Genomic DNA, 18443 nt, shown 5'->3' on the forward strand with positions numbered 1-18443 from the left:
CGCACCAGCAGGGGGCGGCTGACGGTCAACGAGGACCGTCGCCGCCCCTTGCCATAGGTCTCGAAGGACGAACGAGCAATGAGTCGCTCCGCACACCCCGCAGGCCCCCGTCACGGCGACGTCCTGCCCGAGGGCCACTACCAGGCCCCGCCGGCCGACCTGAACGCGCTCGACCCCAAGGTCTGGTCGCGCACCGTCGCCCGCAACGCCGAGGGCGTGGCCACCGTCGGCGGGATCGACGTCAAGCAGCTGGCGGCCGAGTTCGGCACCCCGGCCTACGTGTTGGACGAGGAGGACTTCCGCAGCCGCGCCCGCGCCTGGCGGGACGCCTTCGGCGCCGACGCGGACGTCTACTACGCCGGGAAGGCGTTCCTCTCCAAGGCGATCGTGCGCTGGCTGCACGAGGAGGGCCTCAACCTCGACGTGTGCAGCGTCGGCGAGTTGGCGGTGGCGCTGGCCGCCGGGATGCCGCCGGAGCGGATCGCGCTGCACGGCAACAACAAGTCGGTGGACGAGCTCGAGCACGCGGTGAAGACCGGCGTCGGGCACATCGTGGTCGACTCCTACGAGGAGATCGAGCGCCTGGCCGCGATCGCCGCCCGCCACGGCGTGCGCCAGCAGGTGCTGATCCGGATCACCGTGGGCGTGGAGGCGCACACCCACGAGTTCATCGCGACGGCACACGAGGACCAGAAGTTCGGCCTGTCCCTCAACGGGGGAGCGGCCGCCGAGGCGGTGCGCCGGGTGCTCCGGCACGACAGCCTGGAGCTGCGCGGCATCCACTCGCACATCGGCTCGCAGATCTTCGACATGGCGGGCTTCGAGGTCGCCGCCCGCCGGGTGGTCGGCCTGCTGGCCGGGATCCGCGACGAGCACGGCGTCGAGCTGCCCGAGATCGACCTCGGCGGCGGTCTCGGCATCGCGTACACCAGCGAGGACGACCCGCGCGAGCCGGCCGAGATCGCCGCCGCGCTGGCCGAGATCGTCCGCCGGGAGTGCGCGGCCGCCGACCTGAACGCCCCCCGGCTGAGCGTGGAGCCGGGCCGGGCGATCGTCGGCCCGACCGCGTTCACGCTGTACGAGGTCGGCACCGTCAAGCCGCTGGAGGGCCTGCGCACCTACGTCAGCGTGGACGGCGGGATGTCGGACAACATCCGCACCGCGCTGTACGACGCCGAGTACTCGGTGGCGCTGGTGTCGCGCACCAGCGACGCCGAGCCGATGCTGGTGCGGGTGGTCGGCAAGCACTGCGAGTCCGGCGACATCGTCGTCCGGGACGCCTTCCTGCCGTCCGACCTGGCCGCGGGCGACCTGATCGCGGTGCCCGCCACCGGCGCCTACTGCCGTTCGATGGCGAGCAACTACAACCACGCCCTCAAGCCTCCGGTGCTCGCCGTCAAGGACGGTGCGGCCCGGGTGATCGTCCGGCGCGAGACGGAGGAGGATCTCCTGCGCCTGGATATCGGATGACGAAATTCTCGTCTCAGATCATGGAACGACCGTAGATCCGTGCGGAAAGTCCCCGAGACTGGTACGGACCGAAGTTGCCGGCGGGCCCTGAAAACCGCCGGAAATACCGAAGCACGAAGAATGCAGAGCGGAGTCGGATGATGCGTACGCGCCCGCTGAAGGTGGCGTTGCTGGGTTGTGGTGTGGTGGGCTCCGAGGTGGCGCGCATCATGACGACGACGGCCGACGACCTCGCCGCTCGCATCGGTGCCCCGGTCGAGCTCGCCGGGATCGCGGTCCGCCGGGCCGGCCGGGTGCGCCCCGGGGTGCCCGAGCACCTGATCACCACCGACGCCGAGGCCCTGGTCACCCGGGGCGACATCGACGTCGTGGTCGAGGTGGTGGGCGGCATCGAGCCGTCCAAATCGCTGCTCCTGTCCGCCTTCGCGAAGGGCGCCTCGGTGGTCAGCGCCAACAAGGCGCTGCTCGCCCAGGACGGCACCGAGCTGCACGCGGCGGCCGCCGCGGCCGGGGTGGACCTGTACTACGAGGCCGCGGTGGCGGGCGCGATCCCGCTGCTGCGCCCGCTGCGCGAGTCCCTCGCGGGGGACAAGGTCAACCGGGTGCTGGGCATCGTCAACGGCACCACCAACTTCATCCTCGACAAGATGGACACCACCGGCGCCGGTTACTCGGAGGCGCTGGAGGAGGCCACCGCGCTCGGCTACGCCGAGGCGGACCCGACGGCCGACGTCGAGGGCTTCGACGCGGCCGCCAAGGCCGCGATCCTGGCCGGGATCGCGTTCCACACCGAGGTCACCGCGGCGGACGTCTACCGCGAGGGCATCACCGAGGTGACGGCGGCCGACATCGCCTCCGCCAAGGCGATGGGCTGCGTGGTCAAGCTGCTGGCGATCTGCGAGCGGGCCGCCGACGGCGCGTCCGTGACCGCGCGGGTCCACCCGGCGATGATCCCGCTCTCGCACCCGCTGGCGTCCGTCCGCGAGGCCTACAACGCGGTGTTCGTCGAGGCCGAGGCGGCCGGCCGGCTGATGTTCTACGGCCCGGGCGCGGGCGGCTCGCCGACCGCCTCCGCGGTGCTCGGCGACCTGGTCGCGGTCTGCCGCAACAAGCTGGCCGAGTCCACCGGTCCCGGTGACTCCGTGTACACGCAGCTGCCCGCCAAGCCGATGGACGAGGTGGTCACCCGCTACCACGTCAGCCTGGACGTGGACGACCGGGCGGGCGTGCTCGCCCAGGTCGCGTCCGTCTTCGCCGAGCACGGCGTCTCCATCGACACCGTGCGCCAGCAGGGCCGCGACGGCGACGCCTCGCTCGTCGTGGTCACCCACCGTGCCACCGACGCCGCGCTGTCGGCGACGGTCGACAAGCTCCGCGCGCTGGACAGCGTGCGGGACGTGGCCAGCATCATGCGGGTCGAAGGGGAATAAGGAACCAGCCATGAACGCCGTTGCCGAGAACGTCGTCCGAGGCGCGCACACCCACCAGTGGCGCGGCCTGATCGAGGAGTACCGGGACCGCCTGCCGGTCACCGCGGCCACCCCGGTGGTCACCCTGCTGGAGGGCGGCACGCCCCTGGTACCCGCCCAGGTGCTCTCCGAGCGCACCGGCTGCGAGGTCTACCTCAAGGTCGAGGGCGCCAACCCGACCGGCTCCTTCAAGGACCGCGGGATGACGATGGCCATCTCCAAGGCCAAGGAGGACGGCGCCCAGGCCGTCATCTGCGCGTCCACCGGCAACACCTCGGCCTCCGCCGCCGCCTACGCGGTGCGGGCCGGGATGGTCTGCGCGGTGCTCGTCCCGCAGGGCAAGATCGCCCTGGGCAAGATGGGCCAGGCGCTGGTGCACGGCGCGAAGATCCTCCAGGTCGACGGGAACTTCGACGACTGCCTGACGCTGGCCCGCGAACTGTCCGAGAAGTACCCGGTGGCGCTGGTCAACTCGGTGAACCCGGTGCGGATCGAGGGCCAGAAGACGGCGGCCTTCGAGATCGTCGACATGCTCGGCGACGCGCCGGACATCCACGTGCTGCCGGTCGGCAACGCGGGCAACATCACCGCGTACTGGAAGGGCTACCGGGAGTACGCCACCGACGGGATGGCCGCCCGCACCCCGCGGATGTGGGGCTTCCAGGCCGCCGGTTCGGCCCCGATCGTGGACGGCGCGCCCGTCCTCAAGCCGCAGACCATCGCCACCGCGATCCGGATCGGCAACCCGGCCTCCTGGGACTTCGCGCTCGCCGCGCGGGACGAGTCCGGCGGCCTCATCGACAAGGTGACGGATCGTCAGATCCTGGCCGCCTACCGGCTGTTGGCCGCGCAGGAGGGCGTCTTCGTGGAGCCCGCCTCGGCCGCCTCGGTGGCCGGCCTGCTGGCCAAGGCGGAGGCCGGCCTGGTCGACCCGGGCCAGCGGATCGTCTGCACGGTGACCGGCAACGGCCTCAAGGACCCGGACTGGGCGGTGGCCGGCGCTCCGCAGCCGCAGGTCGTCCCGGTCGACCCGGAGGCCGCGGCGCAGCGGCTCGGACTGCTCGACTGACGGCGGGGCCTGACACTTCGACGGGCCGACCCTTTCGGGGGTCGGCCCGTCAAAGTTCTCCGGTGACACTTTTGTGTCAATTCCGCTTCGCATTCCGATCCGATTACGGCCCGCACTTTGGCGGAGAGGGGTGCGCATTCCGGCCAGAACCGGCAACACACCAGATCGAAGGCCCACGGGGTGTACCACTGGGGAACCTCTCTTCGATACTCTGGGTCCGGCCGTGTGGCACATGCCCCGGGCCCGTCCTGGTACGGGCCGCGCCGACGACAGTGACCGCCAGGCCCGAGGGGCCCGCGGCCGATTCCCCACCTTCGCACCGACGACGCGCTCCGCGCCGCCCGATTTCCCCAGGAGAGTCCACCGCATGGCCGGTCCTGCGTTCCGTGCCGCCGCCGTCCGGGTCAGGGTTCCCGCGACCAGCGCCAACCTCGGCCCGGGCTTCGACGCCTTCGGGCTCGCGCTGGGCCTGTACGACGACGTCGTCGTCCGGGTCGCCGACTCCGGCCTCTCCGTCGACATCGCCGGGGAGGGCGCCGAGACGCTGCCCCGGGACGAGCGCCACCTGCTGGTCCGCTCGATGCGGGCCGCCTTCGACCGGCTCGGCGGCCAGCCGCGCGGCCTCGAAGTGGTCTGCGCCAACCGGATACCGCACGGCCGCGGCCTGGGGTCCTCCTCGGCCGCCATCTGCGCCGGCATCGTGGCCGCCCGCGCCGTCACCATCGGCGGCCCGTCCGCGCTGGACGACGACGCGCTGCTGGCCCTCGCCTCCGAGCTGGAGGGCCACCCGGACAACGTCGCGGCCTGCCTGCGCGGCAACTTCACCATCGCCTGGACCGACGAGGAGTCGGCCAAGGCGGTCGCCCTGGAGCCCTCCGCGCAGGTCGTCCCGGTGGTGTTCGTGCCGGCCGGCGAGGTGCTCACCGAGACCGCCCGCGGCCTGCTGCCGAAGACCGTCCCGCTGGCCGACGCCGCCGTCAACGCGGGCCGTTCGGCGCTGCTGGTGGAGGCCCTGACCAGGCGGCCCGAGCTGCTGCTCGCCGCCACCGAGGACCGGCTGCACCAGGACTACCGCGCCTCCGCCATGCCGGAGAGCGCCGCGCTGGTCGGCGTGCTGCGCGCGGAGGGCGTCCCCGCGGTCATCTCCGGCGCCGGCCCGACGGTGCTGGCGCTCACCGACGAGGCGGGCGTCGACAAGGTGCTCTCCTTCGCCGGACACCACGGCCACGGCGGCGACCCGGCGTTCGCCGCGCACCGGCTCGACGTCGACCGGACCGGGGCCACCGTGCTCCCGCTGGGCGTCTGACCTGCTGGGACGCGCCCCGGCGCGGGCCCGGTGCCCAGCCGGGCCGTCCGGACACGATTGGCAAGCCCGAGGTCGGGGAATGTCTGAGGGGGTCGGTAGTGTTAACCTCATTGCTGCACCAGGTGCCCTCCGGGGCTCGGTGCGCCGCGTCCCGATCCCAGCGTTCCACTGCCGTGGAACCGCCGCGATGTCCGGGGCGACGATTCTCCGGGAGCCCACCGCAGCGCGTACGCAGCCTGCCTGCGCGACATGCGGCCGCATCCCGAAGCCGTGACGGCACCTGACTCCCACCCGCGGCCTCCCACCTCGAGGCCAGGACGGGCGGAGCGCGGGCCACCGTCACGCGACGGGGGCCCGGGATTCGCAGGCAGCGTGGGCGCAACGCCCTCTGGGGAGGTCGACACACGACCGGCCCACGCGCCACCTCAGCACCACCGTGCTTCACGCACCGCACCTCGCAGCTCTCCCTCGACGGGCTCCCGCCATTCGAGGGATCACCGCCTCGGACCGACGCAGTCGAGCGTTGGTCAGGACAGCACAACCGGTCGCCGAGCCAGACAGGCCGACGTCCGCTCCAGGGAAGGACCCTTAGTGAGCGACTCCACCGATCTGATGGGCGCGCGCCCGGACGCCGAAGCGTCGGACGCAGCCGCCGCCCCCGCTGCCCCGGCCCGCCGCCGCCGCAGTGCCGCCGCGGGCCTGGACGGCATGGTCCTCGCCGAGCTGCAGAAGCTCGCCGCGGACCTGGGCATCACCGGTACCGGACGCATGCGCAAGAGCCAGCTGATCGAGACCATCAAGGAGAAGAGCGGCGGGGACCCGCTGCTCGCCGCCGGTGGCGCCCCGGCCGCCAAGCGCACCGCCGCCAAGGCGGACGCCGAGGCCCCGGTCGAGAAGCCCGCCCGCCGCACCAAGGCCGCCGCCGCCGCTGCCGCGGCCCCGGCCGCCGAGCCGCAGGCCCAGATCGAGATCCCGGTCCAGGCCGCCGCCGAGACCGCCGCGCCGGCCCGTGCCGAGCGCACCCGCCGCCGCGCCACCTCGGCCGCCGGCGCCCCGACCGCGCCCGTCGCGGCCGCCGAGGCCGTCGCCGAGGCCGCCACCGTCGTGGTGGCCGAGCCCAAGCAGGCCGACCGCCCGGCCGAGACCCGCGCCTTCGAGGGCCGCGACGAGGGTCGCGAGACCCGTCGTGACCGCCGCGAGCGCCGTGACCGCCGTGACGGCGGCGAGCGCACCGAGCGCACCGAGCGTCAGGACGCCGGCGACGCCCAGGCCGGGCCGGACGGTGACGGCCGCGAGTCGCGCCGCGACCGCCGCAACCGCCGCGAGCGCACCGACCGCCAGGGCCAGCAGGGCCAGCAGCAGGGCCAGGGCGAGGGCCAGCAGCAGCGCCGCGAGGGCGGCCAGGGCCAGCAGGCCCAGCAGCAGCCGCAGATCCAGCAGGGCGGTTACGACGACGACGAGTTCGGCGAGGGTCGCCGGGGTCGTCGGGGCCGTTACCGCGACCGTCGGGGCCGTCGCGGCCGTGACGGCTTCGAGGCCGGCCCGGCGGTCGACACGCAGATCGGCGATGACGACGTCCTGATCCCGGTCGCGGGCATCCTCGACATCCTCGACAACTACGCCTTCGTGCGCACCTCCGGCTACCTGCCGGGCCAGAACGACGTCTACGTCTCGCTCGCCCAGGTCCGCAAGAACGGCCTGCGCAAGGGTGACGCCATCACCGGTGCGGTGCGCCAGCCCCGCGAGGGCGAGCGCCGCGAGAAGTTCAACGCCATGGTGCGGCTGGACTCCGTCAACGGCATGGACCCGGAGACCGGCCGCGGCCGCCCCGAGTTCAACAAGCTCACCCCGCTGTACCCGCAGGAGCGGCTGCGCCTGGAGACCGACCCGGGCGTGCTGACCACCCGGATCATCGACCTGGTGTCGCCGATCGGCAAGGGCCAGCGCGGTCTGATCGTCGCGCCGCCGAAGACCGGTAAGACCATGGTGCTGCAGGCGGTCGCCAACGCGATCACCCACAACAACCCCGAGTGCCACCTGATGGTCGTCCTGGTCGACGAGCGTCCGGAAGAGGTCACCGACATGCAGCGGTCGGTGAAGGGCGAGGTCATCTCCTCGACCTTCGACCGCCCGGCCGAGGACCACACCACCGTCGCCGAGCTGGCCATCGAGCGCGCCAAGCGCCTGGTGGAGCTGGGCCACGACGTGGTCATCCTGCTGGACTCGATCACCCGCCTGGGCCGTGCCTACAACCTGGCGGCGCCGGCCTCCGGCCGCATCCTGTCCGGTGGTGTCGACTCGACCGCGCTGTACCCGCCGAAGAAGTTCTTCGGCGCCGCGCGCAACATCGAGAACGGCGGCTCGCTGACCATCCTGGCCACCGCGCTGGTCGAGACCGGCTCGCGCATGGACGAGGTGATCTTCGAGGAGTTCAAGGGCACCGGCAACATGGAGCTCAAGCTCGACCGCAAGCTCTCCGACAAGCGCATCTTCCCCGCCGTCGACGTGGACGCCTCCAGCACCCGCAAGGAGGAGATCCTGCTCGGCAGCGAGGAGCTCGCCATCGTCTGGAAGCTGCGCCGGGTGCTGCACGCGCTCGACTCGCAGCAGGCGATCGAGCTGCTCCTGGACAAGATGAAGCAGACCAAGAGCAACGCCGAGTTCCTGATGCAGATCGCCAAGACCACCCCCGGTTCCGGCGACTGACCGTAGCCGGACGGCTGTTGAGACACGGAACCCCGGATCGCGCGAGCGGTCCGGGGTTCCGTGCGTTGTGACGGGCGGGGCGGCCGCTTTGTTCCAGAGTTGGGACAGCTTGGGACTATTTGATCTTCTTGTCCGATTTACTCTGGATCGTATGGTCGAGCACAAGAGGGTCCCCAGTCGCCGCCGCAAGGTCCTGCGGTGGTCCGCCGGCGCGGTCGCCGCGCTCGTCGTCGCGGGCGGCGGCGCGGGTGCGTACGCGTACCTGAAGCTCAACGGCAACATCAAGAGCGTCGACATCGACTCCCGCCTCGGTGCCGCCCGGCCCCCGGCCGCCACCGACGGCTCCTTCAACATCCTGGTGCTGGGCTCCGACTCGCGGGTCGGCGAGAACGGCGACCTGGCCGGCGGCGACACCGGCGACTCCGCCCGCTCCGACACCGCGATGGTGGTCCACGTCAGCCAGGACCACTCCCGGGCCTCGATCGTCTCGATCCCGCGCGACACCCTGGTCGACCGCCCGCAGTGCACCGACAGCGCCGGCAAGGCCGTCCCGGCGGTCAAGCGCGCGATGTACAACAGCGCCTTCGAGGCCGGCGGCGCGGCCTGCGCGGTCTCGACCACCGAGCAGCTCACCGGGCTGCGGATGGACCACTACCTCCAGGTGGACTTCGCCGGCTTCGCCCGGGTCGTGGACGCGATAGGCGGGGCCACCGTGACGACCACGGTGGCCATCCACGACAAGGACAGCGGGCTCGACCTGCCGGCCGGGCAGCACCACCTGGACGGGCAGCAGGCGCTGGCCTTCGTGCGCACCCGGCACGGCGTCGGCGACGGCAGCGACCTCGGCCGGATCGAGTTGCAGAAGCAGATGGTCAAGTCGCTGCTCCAGCAGGCCGGCGGGATCGGGCTGTTCTCCAACCCGGTCAAGCTCTGGTCGATCGGCGACACCATGACCAAGAGCATCACCACCGACTCCGCGCTCGGCTCGGTGAACTCCCTGGTCGGACTGGTGCAGGAGCTCAAGGGGATCGGGCCGGACCAGCTGACCATGGTCACCCTGCCGGTGGTGACCGCCCCCAGCGACCCCAACCGGGTGGTCGAGCAGCAGCCGCAGGCCGGGAACGTCTGGGCGGCGCTCAAGGCCGACCGGCCGATCCCGCAGGCGGTCGTCTCGGCCCAGCCGGAGAACCCCGCCCAGGCGGCCCCCACGGCCCCGTCGGCGGGCGCGGCGAAGCCGTCCGTGAAGTCCACGGCCAAGGCCTCCGCCGTCCGCTGAGCCGCCCGCCCAGCCGTTCGTCCGGCCGCCTGTCGGTCGGCCTGTCCGGGACGCCCTGAACGTCCCCCGGAATAAGCCGCGGCGGGACCCGGTTTGGGAAGATGCGGCCGGTCCTGGCAGACTGGTCCGTCGGTCCCGGTTCACGTGCGGCACTCCCAGTCGCCGACCCGGTGCCCTCCCGAAAACTAGGAGAACCCCTTGAAGTCCAACGTTCACCCGGAGTACGTGGTCACCAACGTGACCTGCACCTGCGGCGCCGAGTTCACCACCCGCTCGACCGAGACCAGCGGCGTGATCCGCGCCGAGGTCTGCTCGCAGTGCCACCCGTTCTACACCGGCAAGCAGAAGATCCTCGACACCGGTGGCCGCGTCGCCCGCTTCGAGGCCCGCTTCGGCAAGCAGCACAGCGCGAAGGCCTAGCGCTCCCTCGGCGCCGGTTCCCGGTGCCCCCGTACTCGTTGTCGGGGGCGCTGGGGACCGGCGCCGTTCGCGTCCCAGCGCGCGTCGCGGTTCCACCCGTTCCGAACCCCCCTCACACGTTCCGAGCCCCCCGGGAAGAAGGCCACCCCATGTTCGAGGCAGTCGAAGAGCTCCTCGTCGAGCACGCCGACCTCGAGACGAGGCTGGCCGACCCGTCCGTCCACGCCGACCAGAACAACGCCCGCAAGCTGGCCAAGCGGTACGCCGAGCTGACCCCGATCACCCGGGTCTACCGGCAGTGGCGACAGGCCGGCGAGGACATCGAGGCCGCGCGTGAACTCGCCGCCGAGGAGCCGGAGTTCCTCGCCGAGGCGAAGGACTCCGAGGCGCGCCGCGACGAGCTGACCGAGGAACTGCGGATGCTGCTCGTCCCGCGCGACCCGAGTGACGACAAGGACGTCATCCTGGAGATCAAGGCGGGCGAGGGCGGCGAGGAGTCCGCGCTGTTCGCCGGCGACCTGCTCCGGATGTACCTGCGCTTCGCCGAACGGATCGGCTGGAAGACCGAGCTCATCGACGCCAACGAGTCCGACCTCGGCGGCTACAAGGACGTCTCGGTGGCCGTGAAGACCAAGGGCAACGCCGAGCCCGGCCAGGGCGTCTGGGCCCGGCTGAAGTACGAGGGCGGCGTGCACCGCGTGCAGCGCGTCCCCGCCACCGAGTCGCAGGGCCGCATCCACACCTCCGCGGCGGGTGTGCTGGTCACCCCCGAGGCGGAGGAGGTCGAGGTCGAGATCCTCGCCAACGACCTGCGGATCGACGTCTACCGCTCCTCCGGCCCCGGCGGCCAGTCCGTCAACACCACCGACTCGGCGGTCCGGATCACCCACCTGCCGACCGGTATCGTGGCGTCCTGCCAGAACGAGAAGAGCCAGCTGCAGAACAAGGAGCAGGCGATGCGCATCCTGCGTTCGCGGCTGCTGGCCGCCGCGCAGGAGGAGGCCGAGCGGGAGGCCTCGGACGCGCGTCGCAGCCAGGTCCGCACGGTGGACCGCTCCGAGCGGATCCGGACGTACAACTACCCCGAGAACCGCATCTCGGACCACCGCACGGGGTTCAAGGCGTACAACCTGGACCAGGTCCTGGACGGCGACCTGAACGCCGTGATCCAGTCCTGCGTCGACAAGGACGCGGCGGCCAAGCTCGCCGCGGCCCAAGAGAACTGAGACCGGCGCGCCCCAGCCCGAGCAAGCCTGAAGCCGGAGCGCAGAAACATGAGGTCGTACGGATGAACCTGCTGCTCGCCGAGGTGGCCCAGGCCACCCAGCGGTTGGCCGCGGCCGGCGTGCCGTCGCCGCGCTTCGACGCGGAGGAACTCGCCGCCTACGTCCACAACGTCAAGCGCAGCCAGCTGCACACGGTGAAGGACGCGGACTTCGACGCCCGCTACTGGGAGGCGGTCTCGCGCCGCGAGGCCCGCGAGCCGCTGCAGCACATCACCGGGCGGGCGTTCTTCCGCTACCTCGAACTCGCGGTCGGCCCCGGGGTCTTCGTGCCCCGGCCGGAGACCGAGACGGTCGTCGAGTGGGCGATAGACGCGGTGCGCGACATGGACGTCGCCGAGCCGCTGGTGGTCGACCTGTGCTCCGGCTCGGGCGCGATCGCGCTCGCCCTCGCCCAGGAGCTGCCGCGCTCGACCGTGCACGCCTTCGAACTCGACGAGGGGGCGCTGGAGTACACCCGGCGCAACATCGAGGCCAGCCCGGACCGGGCCCGGGTCACCCTGCACGCCGGTGACGCCACCAAGGCCTTCGAGGACGACCGCTCCTGGGACGGCCGCTTCGACCTGGTGATCTCCAACCCGCCGTACATCCCGCTCACCGAGTGGGAGTACGTCGCGCCGGAGGCCCGCGACCACGACCCGCAGATGTCCCTGTTCTCCGGCGAGGACGGCCTGGACACCATCCGCGGCATCGAGCGGGTGGCCGCCCGGCTGCTGCGCCCGGGCGGCGCGGTGGTCATCGAGCACGCCGACCAGCAGGGCGGCCAGGTGCCGTGGATCTTCAACGAGGAACGCGGCTGGACGGACACCGCCGACCACCGCGACCTGAACAACCGGCCGCGTTTCACGACCGCCCGGAGGGTCGGGTCGTGAACATCAAGCACAGCACGACCGCCCGGAGGGTCGGGTCGTGAACATCAAGCACAGCACGACCGCCCGGAGGGTCGGGTCGTGAACATCAAGCACAGCACGACGGCCCGCAGGGCCGTGCTGTGAACATCGCCGCTGCGAACGTCATGAGCCATTCCGGAAGGGGACCGCACCGATGAGCCGCCGCTACGACTGTGCCGACGCCGGGGACCGCGCCACCGGCCTGCGCGAGGCCGCCTCGGCCATCCGCCGCGGCGAACTCGTCGTGCTGCCCACCGACACCCTCTACGGGGTCGGCGCGGACGCCTTCTCACCGGAGGCCGTCGGCGAGCTGCTGGCTGCCAAGGGCCGTGGCCGCAACATGCCCTCGCCCGTCCTGGTCGGCTCGCCGACCACCCTGCACGGCCTGGTCACGGACTTCTCCGAGCAGGCCTGGGAGCTGGTCGACGCCTTCTGGCCCGGTGGCCTCACCCTGGTCGCCAAGCACCAGCCCTCGCTGCGCTGGGACCTCGGCGAGACCCGCGGCACCGTCGCGGTCCGGATGCCGCTGCACCCGGTCGCCATCGAGCTGCTGAACACCACCGGCCCGCTCGCCGTCTCCAGCGCCAACAAGACCGGCGGCCCGTCCCCGGCGACCTGTGACGAGGCGCAGGCCCAGCTGGGCGACGCGATCTCGGTCTACCTGGACGGCGGGAACGCCGACCACGCCACCGCCTCGTCCATCGTCGACGTGACCGGCAAGGTGCCCGTCCTCCTGCGGGCCGGGGCGATCAGCATCGAGCAGCTGAGGGAGGTCGTCCCCGACCTGGAGGCCGGAAGTTGACACCCACCGCCTCGCTCCATGACGGGCCCGGCATAGCGCCGTACCTGGCTGTGGGTCCCAGGCCGCTGGACCACTTCCGGATCCTGTTCGTCTGCACGGGGAACATCTGCCGCTCGCCGATAGCCGAGCGGCTCACCCGGCGTGAGCTGGACACCCGGCTCAGCCCCCGGGTGGCCGGGCGCATCCTGGTGGAGAGCGCCGGCACCTGGGGCCACGTGGGCGCGCCGATGGAGGACCACGCCGCGACCGTGCTCGACGAGTACGGCGCCGACAGCGGTGGCTTCACCGGCCGGGAACTGCTGGACGAGCACGTGGTCGAGGCCGACCTGGTGCTCACCGCGACCCTGGACCACCGCGCCCAGGTGATCTCGATGGGCCACGAGGCGGGCCTGCGCACTTTCACCATGAAGGAGTTCACCCGCCTGGTGCGGACGATCGACCCGGGCACCCTGCCCGACCCGCGCCGCGGCGTCGACGTCACCGAGCGGGCCCGCGCCCTGGTCCGGGCCGCCGCCGCGCTGCGCGGCTGGTTGCTGGCCGCGACCCCGGAGTCCGACGAGGTGGACGACCCGTACGGGGCGCCGATCGGCATGTTCCGCAACTGCGGCGAGGAGATATTCCACGCGGTCGACCCGGTGGTCACCGCGCTGACGGGCGTGCCCGCGCCGCGCTGACGCGCCCGAGCGAGCCGCGCGAGCGAGCCGCGCGAGCGAGCCGCGCGCCGGACAAAGGGGCCGAACGGCCCCGTCTCGGCGGGCCGGGCGGGCAGGACGGTCCTACGCTGGGCTTCACCTCCCCCCAGCCTCCGGCCGGGGGGACCCCCATCCGCAGCGCCCGGGAGCCTGCCATGACCGTCACCGATGCCGCGACCGGCTCGACCGCGACGAAGGGGCGCCCGTGGGCGTCCGAAGCGCTGCACCGGGCGGATCCGCAGATCGCCGACCTGCTGGCCGCCGAGGCCGAGCGGCGCGCCGAAACGATCCAGCTGCTGGCGGGGGAGAACCTCACCACCCCGGCCGTCCTGGCGGCGCTGACCGGGCCGCTGATCGACAAGTACGCCGAGGGCTACCCGGGCCGCCGGCACCACACCGGCTGCGCGCTGGCGGACGCCGCGGAGCTGCTGGCGATCGACCGGGCGCGCGGGCTGTTCGCCGCGCCGCACGCCAACGTCCAGCCCCGGTCGGCGACTTCGGCGATGCTCGCGGCGTACGCGGCGCTGCTGCGGCCCGGCGACGGGGTGCTGGCGATGTCGCTGGAGCACGGCGGCCACCTCAGCTGCGGCTCGCGGGCCAACTTCTCCGGCCGCTGGTTCGAGTTCACCGGTTACGGCGTGCGCGAGGCCGACGGGCTGATCGACCTGGACCAGGTGCGCGACCTGGCTCGGCGGCACCGCCCCAAGGCGATCGTGGCGGGTTCGATCTCCCACCCGAGGCACCCGGACTGGGCGGCCTTCCGGGAGATCGCCGACGAGGTGGACGCCTACCTGATCGCCTCCGTCGCGCAGACCACCGGCCTGGTGGCGGCCGGGGTGGCGCCCTCCCCGGTGCCGTACGCGGACGTGACGGTGGCGGCCACCCACAAGCTGCTGCGCGGCCCGCGCGGCGGCCTGCTGCTGTCCACCGCGGAGCTGGCCGAGCGGATCGACCGGGCGGTGTTCCCGTTCAGCCAGGGCGGCGCTGCGATGAACGAGGTGGCCGGCAAGGCGGTGGCCCTGGCGGAGGCCATGACGCCCGCCTACCGGGCGTACGCGCAGCGGACGGTGTCCGGGGCGCAGGCGCTCGCCAGGGGGCTCGCAGAGGCCGGTATGCGCCCTCTGACGGGCGGCACCGACACCCACCTGGTGACCGCCGACGTCAGCCCGCTCGGGGTGACCGGTGCGGAGGCCGAACGGCGCTGCGCCGCGGCCGGGTTGCTGCTCGGCAAGTGCGCGCTGCCGTACGACCAGGCCCCGGCCGCCGACGCCTCCGGGATCAGGCTGGGCACGGGCACCGTGACCAGCCAGGGGATGGGGGAGGCGGAGCTGACCGGGATCGCCGGACTGATCGCCCGGCTGCTCGCCGGGGACGCCCCCGGGCCGGTCGCGGAGTGGGTCCGGGAGCTGGCGGCGGCCTTCGCCGGGGGAGACTGAGGCGCGCGGCGTCCACAGGGATTCGGATCTCCTACCCGGGAGGGCGAACCGCGATGCACGTCCCGGGCGTCCGACTCAATAAGGTGTGTGCCGTGGCGACGCACCTCGATTCCCGGGAACGCAGGGGAGTACCTTCGGTACCTCCCCGTTCGACAGCGCTGCAGGAGGCCAGTGGTGCGTGAGTATCTGCTGGTGCTGTTCTGCACCGCCGCGGTCACCTACCTGCTGACCGGCCCGGTCCGGAAGTTCGCCATCGCGGCGGGCGCGATGCCCCCGGTCCGCGCCCGCGACGTGCACCGCGAGCCCACTCCGCGGCTCGGCGGCATCGCGATGTTCGGCGGACTGTGCGCGGGCATCCTGGTCGCCTCGCAGCTGGACAACCTGAGCAAGGTGTTCAACGGCGGCAGCGACATCCGCGCGCTGCTCTCCGGCGCCGGGATCATGTTCCTGCTCGGGGTGCTGGACGACAAGTGGGGCGTGGACGCCCTGGTCAAGCTGGGCGGTCAGATGATCGCGGCCGGCGTGATGGTCTGGCAGGGCGTCACGGTGATCACCCTCCCGGTGCCCGGGGTCGGCCCGGTCGCGGTGAGCCCGACCCAGGGCATGGTCATCTCGGTCACCCTGGTCGTCGTCATGGTCAACGCGGTGAACTTCATCGACGGCCTGGACGGCCTGGCGGGCGGCATGGTCTGCATCGCCGCGATGGCGTTCTTCCTGTACAGCTACCGGCTCTGGTACGGCTACACGATCTCCGACGCGGCCCCCGCCGTGCTGTTCAGCGTGCTGCTGATCGGCATGTGCCTGGGCTTCCTGGCGCACAACATGCACCCCGCGCGGATCTTCATGGGCGACTCCGGCTCGATGATGCTGGGCCTGATGCTGGCCGTCGCCGCGATCTCGATCACCGGCCGGGTCGACCCCGACCTGATCAACAGCGAGACCGGGTCGCAGACCGCCACCGTGCACACCCTGGTGCCGATCTACATCCCGCTGCTGCTGCCGCTGACGGTCATCGCGCTGCCGCTGGCCGACCTGCTGCTCGCGGTGGTGCGCCGCACCTGGGCCGGCCAGTCCCCGTTCGCCGCGGACAAGCGCCACCTGCACCACCGGCTGCTCCAGGTCGGGCACTCGCACAGCCGGGCCGTCCTGATCATGTACTTCTGGGCCGCGCTGATCGCCTTCGGCACGGTCGCCTTCTCGGTGACCAACACCGGCCGCGCGGTGGTGCTGACCCTCGCCGGGCTCTGCCTGGTCGGCCTGGTGGTGCTGCTGACGCCGCGGTTCCGGCCGCGGGCGCCCCGGGCGGTGCAGTCCTTCGTCCCGCCGCGGTACCGGCGCCGCCCGGCCGCCGCCCCGATGGCTGAACTGTCGGCGAAGGACAAGCAACTTCTGGGTGAAGCCAGCCGGGGCTCGTCCGCCTCCTCCGGCCACGACGACAAGGCCACCGGACGCCGCTGACCAGCAGGTTGACGATCCGTCAAACGGGCTCACCCGTACGGCGGAATCGTTGCGCCGTCGGTGTGACAGGAGCCACACATTCATGGTAAAGCTCTCATCAAATAGTTTGTGATACCGTTCACGAGTACCGAGAACACGCCGAAAGACCTGACAGGTGGAGGACTTCCGTCCCTCGTCGGTCTCCCTCGACGGGCCCGCCGCTCACCGCGGGCGGCCCGGCGGCGGCCACTCGGTCCGGTGACACCCCGCCACCATCTGTGCCCGTCCCCCGCCACATCGACATGCCGCCGGAGCTGCCGACATGCCGTCCCCCGACGCCCGGGTCCTCCGAGGCGCCGCGATTCCCACTGCGGCCGCCGGGATCATCGCCATGGCGATCTCCTTCGCCGTCGCCGGCGGGAAGGGCCTGCTCGGCGCCCTGTTCGGCGCCCTCCTGGTGCTGGCCTTCTTCAGCTCCGGCCAGGTCGCGCTCGACCGGCTGACCAGGTCGAACCCGCAGATCATGATGGCCGCGGCGCTGCTGGTGTACACCACTCAGATCCTGCTGGTTGGCATCGTGCTCGCGGTGTTCAAGAACACCGAGCTGTTCAACCGCCAGGCCTTCGCCTTCACGCTGATCGGCTGCGTGCTGATCTTCACGGGCTTCCAGGTGCGTGGCGCGCTCAAGGCCAAGACCTTCTACGTCGACCCTCACGCCTCGGAAAACAAGGGCGACAAGCCCTCCGACAAGGGTCGTCAACAGTGACGAGGCCCGACTGTCCCCCCAACGAGGGGGGCGGTGTTTATGCCGCACTGACGGGCTGCTATCGTCCGTCGCAACAACGGAGTACGGGAAGAGGCCTGGTCTGTCCGGATCGCGGACTGATCGCCCCCCGGACCCGCGAAGTCTTCGATGATCCCGCAGTCGCGCAGCGCGCCGTCGTGCGGGGTCGGCGAGAAACCCATCAAGTTCCAGTGCCGCTCCGTGGTCGCAGGCCACGCCGACACACCGAGGTTGCCGTAACCATGCGCCACGACGAAGGAGTCCGCGGTGAGTGCTGAACTCACGTCCTCGCTCGCCTCAGGCAGTTGCCACTTCGGGGACGCTGGCTGCGGCTTCCCGGCCCCGGGCCTGAACGAGTTCCAGTTCAAGCCGATCTTCTCGGTCGGCGGCATCGACTTCAACAAGCCGATGCTGCTGTCGATCATCGTCGCGCTGCTGGTGGTCGTGTTCTTCTGGGCCGCCTTCGCCAAGCCGCGCCTGGTCCCCGGCAAGCTGCAGCTGGTCGGTGAGATCGGCTACGACTTCGTCAAGCGCTCCATCGTGATGGAGACGATCGGCAAGAAGGGCGAGAAGTACGTCCCGATGCTGGTCTCGATGTTCTTCTTCGTCTGGTTGATGAACATCATGTCGATCATCCCGTTCGCGCAGTTCCCGGTGACGGCGTCGATCGCCTTCCCCGCGGGCCTGGCCGCGGTCGTGTGGATCACCTACATGACGCTGACCTTCAAGAAGCACGGCTTCGTCGGCGGTCTGAAGAACCTCTGCTGGCCGTCGGGCATCCCCGGCTGGGTCATGTTCATCCTGGTGCCGATCGAGTTCTTCTCCAACATCTTCGTGCGCCCCTTCACGCTCGCGGTCCGAGCCTTCGCGAACATGTTCGCCGGCCACCTGCTGATCGTGATGTTCTCCATCGCCTCCTGGTACCTGCTCAGCCCGACCCTGGGCGCGCTGTACGGCTCGGCCTCCTTCGTGGTCGCCGTCGGCCTCACCGCCTTCGAGCTGCTGGTGCAGTTCCTGCAGGCCTACATCTTCGTGATGCTGGCCAGCAGCTACATCGCCGGTGCCCTGGAAGAAGCGCACTGAGCCACGCAGCTCCGGCTGCTTCCCCTCCCGAACGCCCGGTGGCCAACCACCACCGGTCCACCACCCCGCAAAGGACAAGCTGAAATGCAGAACCTCGCTGAGGTCTACGGTTCCGTCGCCTCGATCGGTTACGGCCTCGCCGCGATCGGCCCCGGCATCGGTGTTGGTCTCATCTTCGGTAACGGTGTCCAGGCCATGGCCCGTCAGCCCGAGGCTGCCGGCCTGATCCGCTCCAACATGTTCATCGGCTTCGCGCTGACCGAGGCGCTCGCCCTCATCGGCATCGTCATGCCGTTCGTCTTCGGCGCCGGCAAGTAATT

16 protein-coding genes are annotated in these 18443 nt (G+C 71.6%); all 16 read left to right on the top strand.

Going from position 1 to position 18443, the window contains the following annotated elements; all coding sequences use genetic code 11:
• Nucleotides 1-78: 78 nt before the first annotated feature.
• The 16 genes from lysA to atpE all read left to right on the top strand — a co-directional run bounded on the left by lysA (nucleotide 79) and on the right by atpE (nucleotide 18441).
• Entirely contained in the window at nucleotides 79-1470 is a 1392-nt protein-coding gene (lysA, locus tag ACFVXG_RS19270) for a diaminopimelate decarboxylase (RefSeq protein WP_387929027.1), read from the top strand.
• Between the two features lie 137 nt (nucleotides 1471-1607).
• Nucleotides 1608-2900 (top strand): homoserine dehydrogenase, encoded by a 1293-nt coding sequence (locus tag ACFVXG_RS19275; protein ID WP_387929029.1) that lies wholly within the window; start codon nucleotides 1608-1610, stop codon nucleotides 2898-2900.
• Nucleotides 2901-2910: 10 nt separating this feature from the next.
• A complete protein-coding gene (gene thrC, locus ACFVXG_RS19280; protein ID WP_387929031.1) occupies nucleotides 2911-4008 on the top strand; it encodes a threonine synthase in 1098 nt (365 codons plus the stop codon).
• A 367-nt stretch (nucleotides 4009-4375) separates the two neighbouring features.
• Nucleotides 4376-5314: a homoserine kinase gene (gene thrB, locus ACFVXG_RS19285; protein WP_387929032.1), complete on the top strand. Its 939-nt coding sequence runs from the start codon at nucleotides 4376-4378 to the stop codon at nucleotides 5312-5314.
• A gap of 591 nt (nucleotides 5315-5905) precedes the next feature.
• Complete coding sequence (rho, locus tag ACFVXG_RS19290) at nucleotides 5906-8020, top strand: transcription termination factor Rho (RefSeq protein ID WP_387929033.1); 2115 nt, start codon at nucleotides 5906-5908, stop codon at nucleotides 8018-8020.
• A gap of 151 nt (nucleotides 8021-8171) precedes the next feature.
• Nucleotides 8172-9296 (top strand): LCP family protein, encoded by a 1125-nt coding sequence (locus ACFVXG_RS19295; RefSeq protein ID WP_387929035.1) that lies wholly within the window; start codon nucleotides 8172-8174, stop codon nucleotides 9294-9296.
• 198 nt (nucleotides 9297-9494) lie between these two features.
• Complete coding sequence (gene rpmE, locus ACFVXG_RS19300) at nucleotides 9495-9716, top strand: 50S ribosomal protein L31 (protein ID WP_350504385.1); 222 nt, start codon at nucleotides 9495-9497, stop codon at nucleotides 9714-9716.
• Nucleotides 9717-9865: 149 nt separating this feature from the next.
• Nucleotides 9866-10942, top strand: a complete 1077-nt coding sequence (prfA, locus tag ACFVXG_RS19305) for a peptide chain release factor 1 (protein ID WP_387929038.1) — start codon at nucleotides 9866-9868, stop codon at nucleotides 10940-10942.
• A 62-nt stretch (nucleotides 10943-11004) separates the two neighbouring features.
• On the top strand, nucleotides 11005-11871 hold the full coding sequence (prmC, locus tag ACFVXG_RS19310) for a peptide chain release factor N(5)-glutamine methyltransferase (protein WP_030057537.1): 867 nt from the start codon (nucleotides 11005-11007) through the stop codon (nucleotides 11869-11871).
• A 172-nt stretch (nucleotides 11872-12043) separates the two neighbouring features.
• Complete coding sequence (locus tag ACFVXG_RS19315) at nucleotides 12044-12691, top strand: L-threonylcarbamoyladenylate synthase (RefSeq protein WP_387929040.1); 648 nt, start codon at nucleotides 12044-12046, stop codon at nucleotides 12689-12691.
• Entirely contained in the window at nucleotides 12688-13365 is a 678-nt protein-coding gene (locus ACFVXG_RS19320; RefSeq protein WP_387929042.1) for a protein-tyrosine-phosphatase, read from the top strand. Before ACFVXG_RS19315 ends, ACFVXG_RS19320 begins: the two co-directional genes overlap by 4 nt.
• A 173-nt stretch (nucleotides 13366-13538) precedes the next feature.
• Nucleotides 13539-14819 carry a serine hydroxymethyltransferase gene (gene glyA, locus ACFVXG_RS19325; protein ID WP_387929044.1) on the top strand — a complete coding sequence of 427 codons (1281 nt, stop codon included), beginning with the start codon at nucleotides 13539-13541 and terminating at the stop codon, nucleotides 14817-14819.
• Nucleotides 14820-14993: 174 nt separating this feature from the next.
• Nucleotides 14994-16277 carry an MraY family glycosyltransferase gene (locus tag ACFVXG_RS19330; protein ID WP_350504381.1) on the top strand — a complete coding sequence of 428 codons (1284 nt, stop codon included), beginning with the start codon at nucleotides 14994-14996 and terminating at the stop codon, nucleotides 16275-16277.
• A gap of 301 nt (nucleotides 16278-16578) precedes the next feature.
• Nucleotides 16579-17022, top strand: a complete 444-nt coding sequence (locus ACFVXG_RS19335) for a hypothetical protein (protein ID WP_350504380.1) — start codon at nucleotides 16579-16581, stop codon at nucleotides 17020-17022.
• A gap of 285 nt (nucleotides 17023-17307) precedes the next feature.
• On the top strand, nucleotides 17308-18123 hold the full coding sequence (gene atpB, locus ACFVXG_RS19340) for a F0F1 ATP synthase subunit A (RefSeq protein ID WP_350504379.1): 816 nt from the start codon (nucleotides 17308-17310) through the stop codon (nucleotides 18121-18123).
• An 84-nt stretch (nucleotides 18124-18207) separates the two neighbouring features.
• The gene (atpE, locus tag ACFVXG_RS19345; RefSeq protein ID WP_350504378.1) at nucleotides 18208-18441 is read left to right on the top strand and encodes an ATP synthase F0 subunit C; all 234 of its coding nucleotides are present in this window, start codon (nucleotides 18208-18210) and stop codon (nucleotides 18439-18441) included.
• The last annotated feature ends 2 nt before the right edge of the window (nucleotides 18442-18443 follow it).

This window comes from Kitasatospora sp. NPDC058162 (assembly GCF_042884005.1).
Classification (GTDB): domain Bacteria; phylum Actinomycetota; class Actinomycetes; order Streptomycetales; family Streptomycetaceae; genus Kitasatospora.

Coding starts and splice junctions, on each gene's coding strand:
- lysA (WP_387929027.1), top strand. CDS start 79: ATGAGTCGCTCCGCACACCCCGCAGGCCCCCGTCACGGCGACGTCCTG.
- ACFVXG_RS19275 (WP_387929029.1), top strand. CDS start 1,608: ATGATGCGTACGCGCCCGCTGAAGGTGGCGTTGCTGGGTTGTGGTGTG.
- thrC (WP_387929031.1), top strand. CDS start 2,911: ATGAACGCCGTTGCCGAGAACGTCGTCCGAGGCGCGCACACCCACCAG.
- thrB (WP_387929032.1), top strand. CDS start 4,376: ATGGCCGGTCCTGCGTTCCGTGCCGCCGCCGTCCGGGTCAGGGTTCCC.
- ACFVXG_RS19295 (WP_387929035.1), top strand. CDS start 8,172: ATGGTCGAGCACAAGAGGGTCCCCAGTCGCCGCCGCAAGGTCCTGCGG.
- prfA (WP_387929038.1), top strand. CDS start 9,866: ATGTTCGAGGCAGTCGAAGAGCTCCTCGTCGAGCACGCCGACCTCGAG.
- prmC (WP_030057537.1), top strand. CDS start 11,005: ATGAACCTGCTGCTCGCCGAGGTGGCCCAGGCCACCCAGCGGTTGGCC.
- ACFVXG_RS19315 (WP_387929040.1), top strand. CDS start 12,044: ATGAGCCGCCGCTACGACTGTGCCGACGCCGGGGACCGCGCCACCGGC.
- glyA (WP_387929044.1), top strand. CDS start 13,539: ATGACCGTCACCGATGCCGCGACCGGCTCGACCGCGACGAAGGGGCGC.
- ACFVXG_RS19335 (WP_350504380.1), top strand. CDS start 16,579: ATGCCGTCCCCCGACGCCCGGGTCCTCCGAGGCGCCGCGATTCCCACT.
- atpE (WP_350504378.1), top strand. CDS start 18,208: ATGCAGAACCTCGCTGAGGTCTACGGTTCCGTCGCCTCGATCGGTTAC.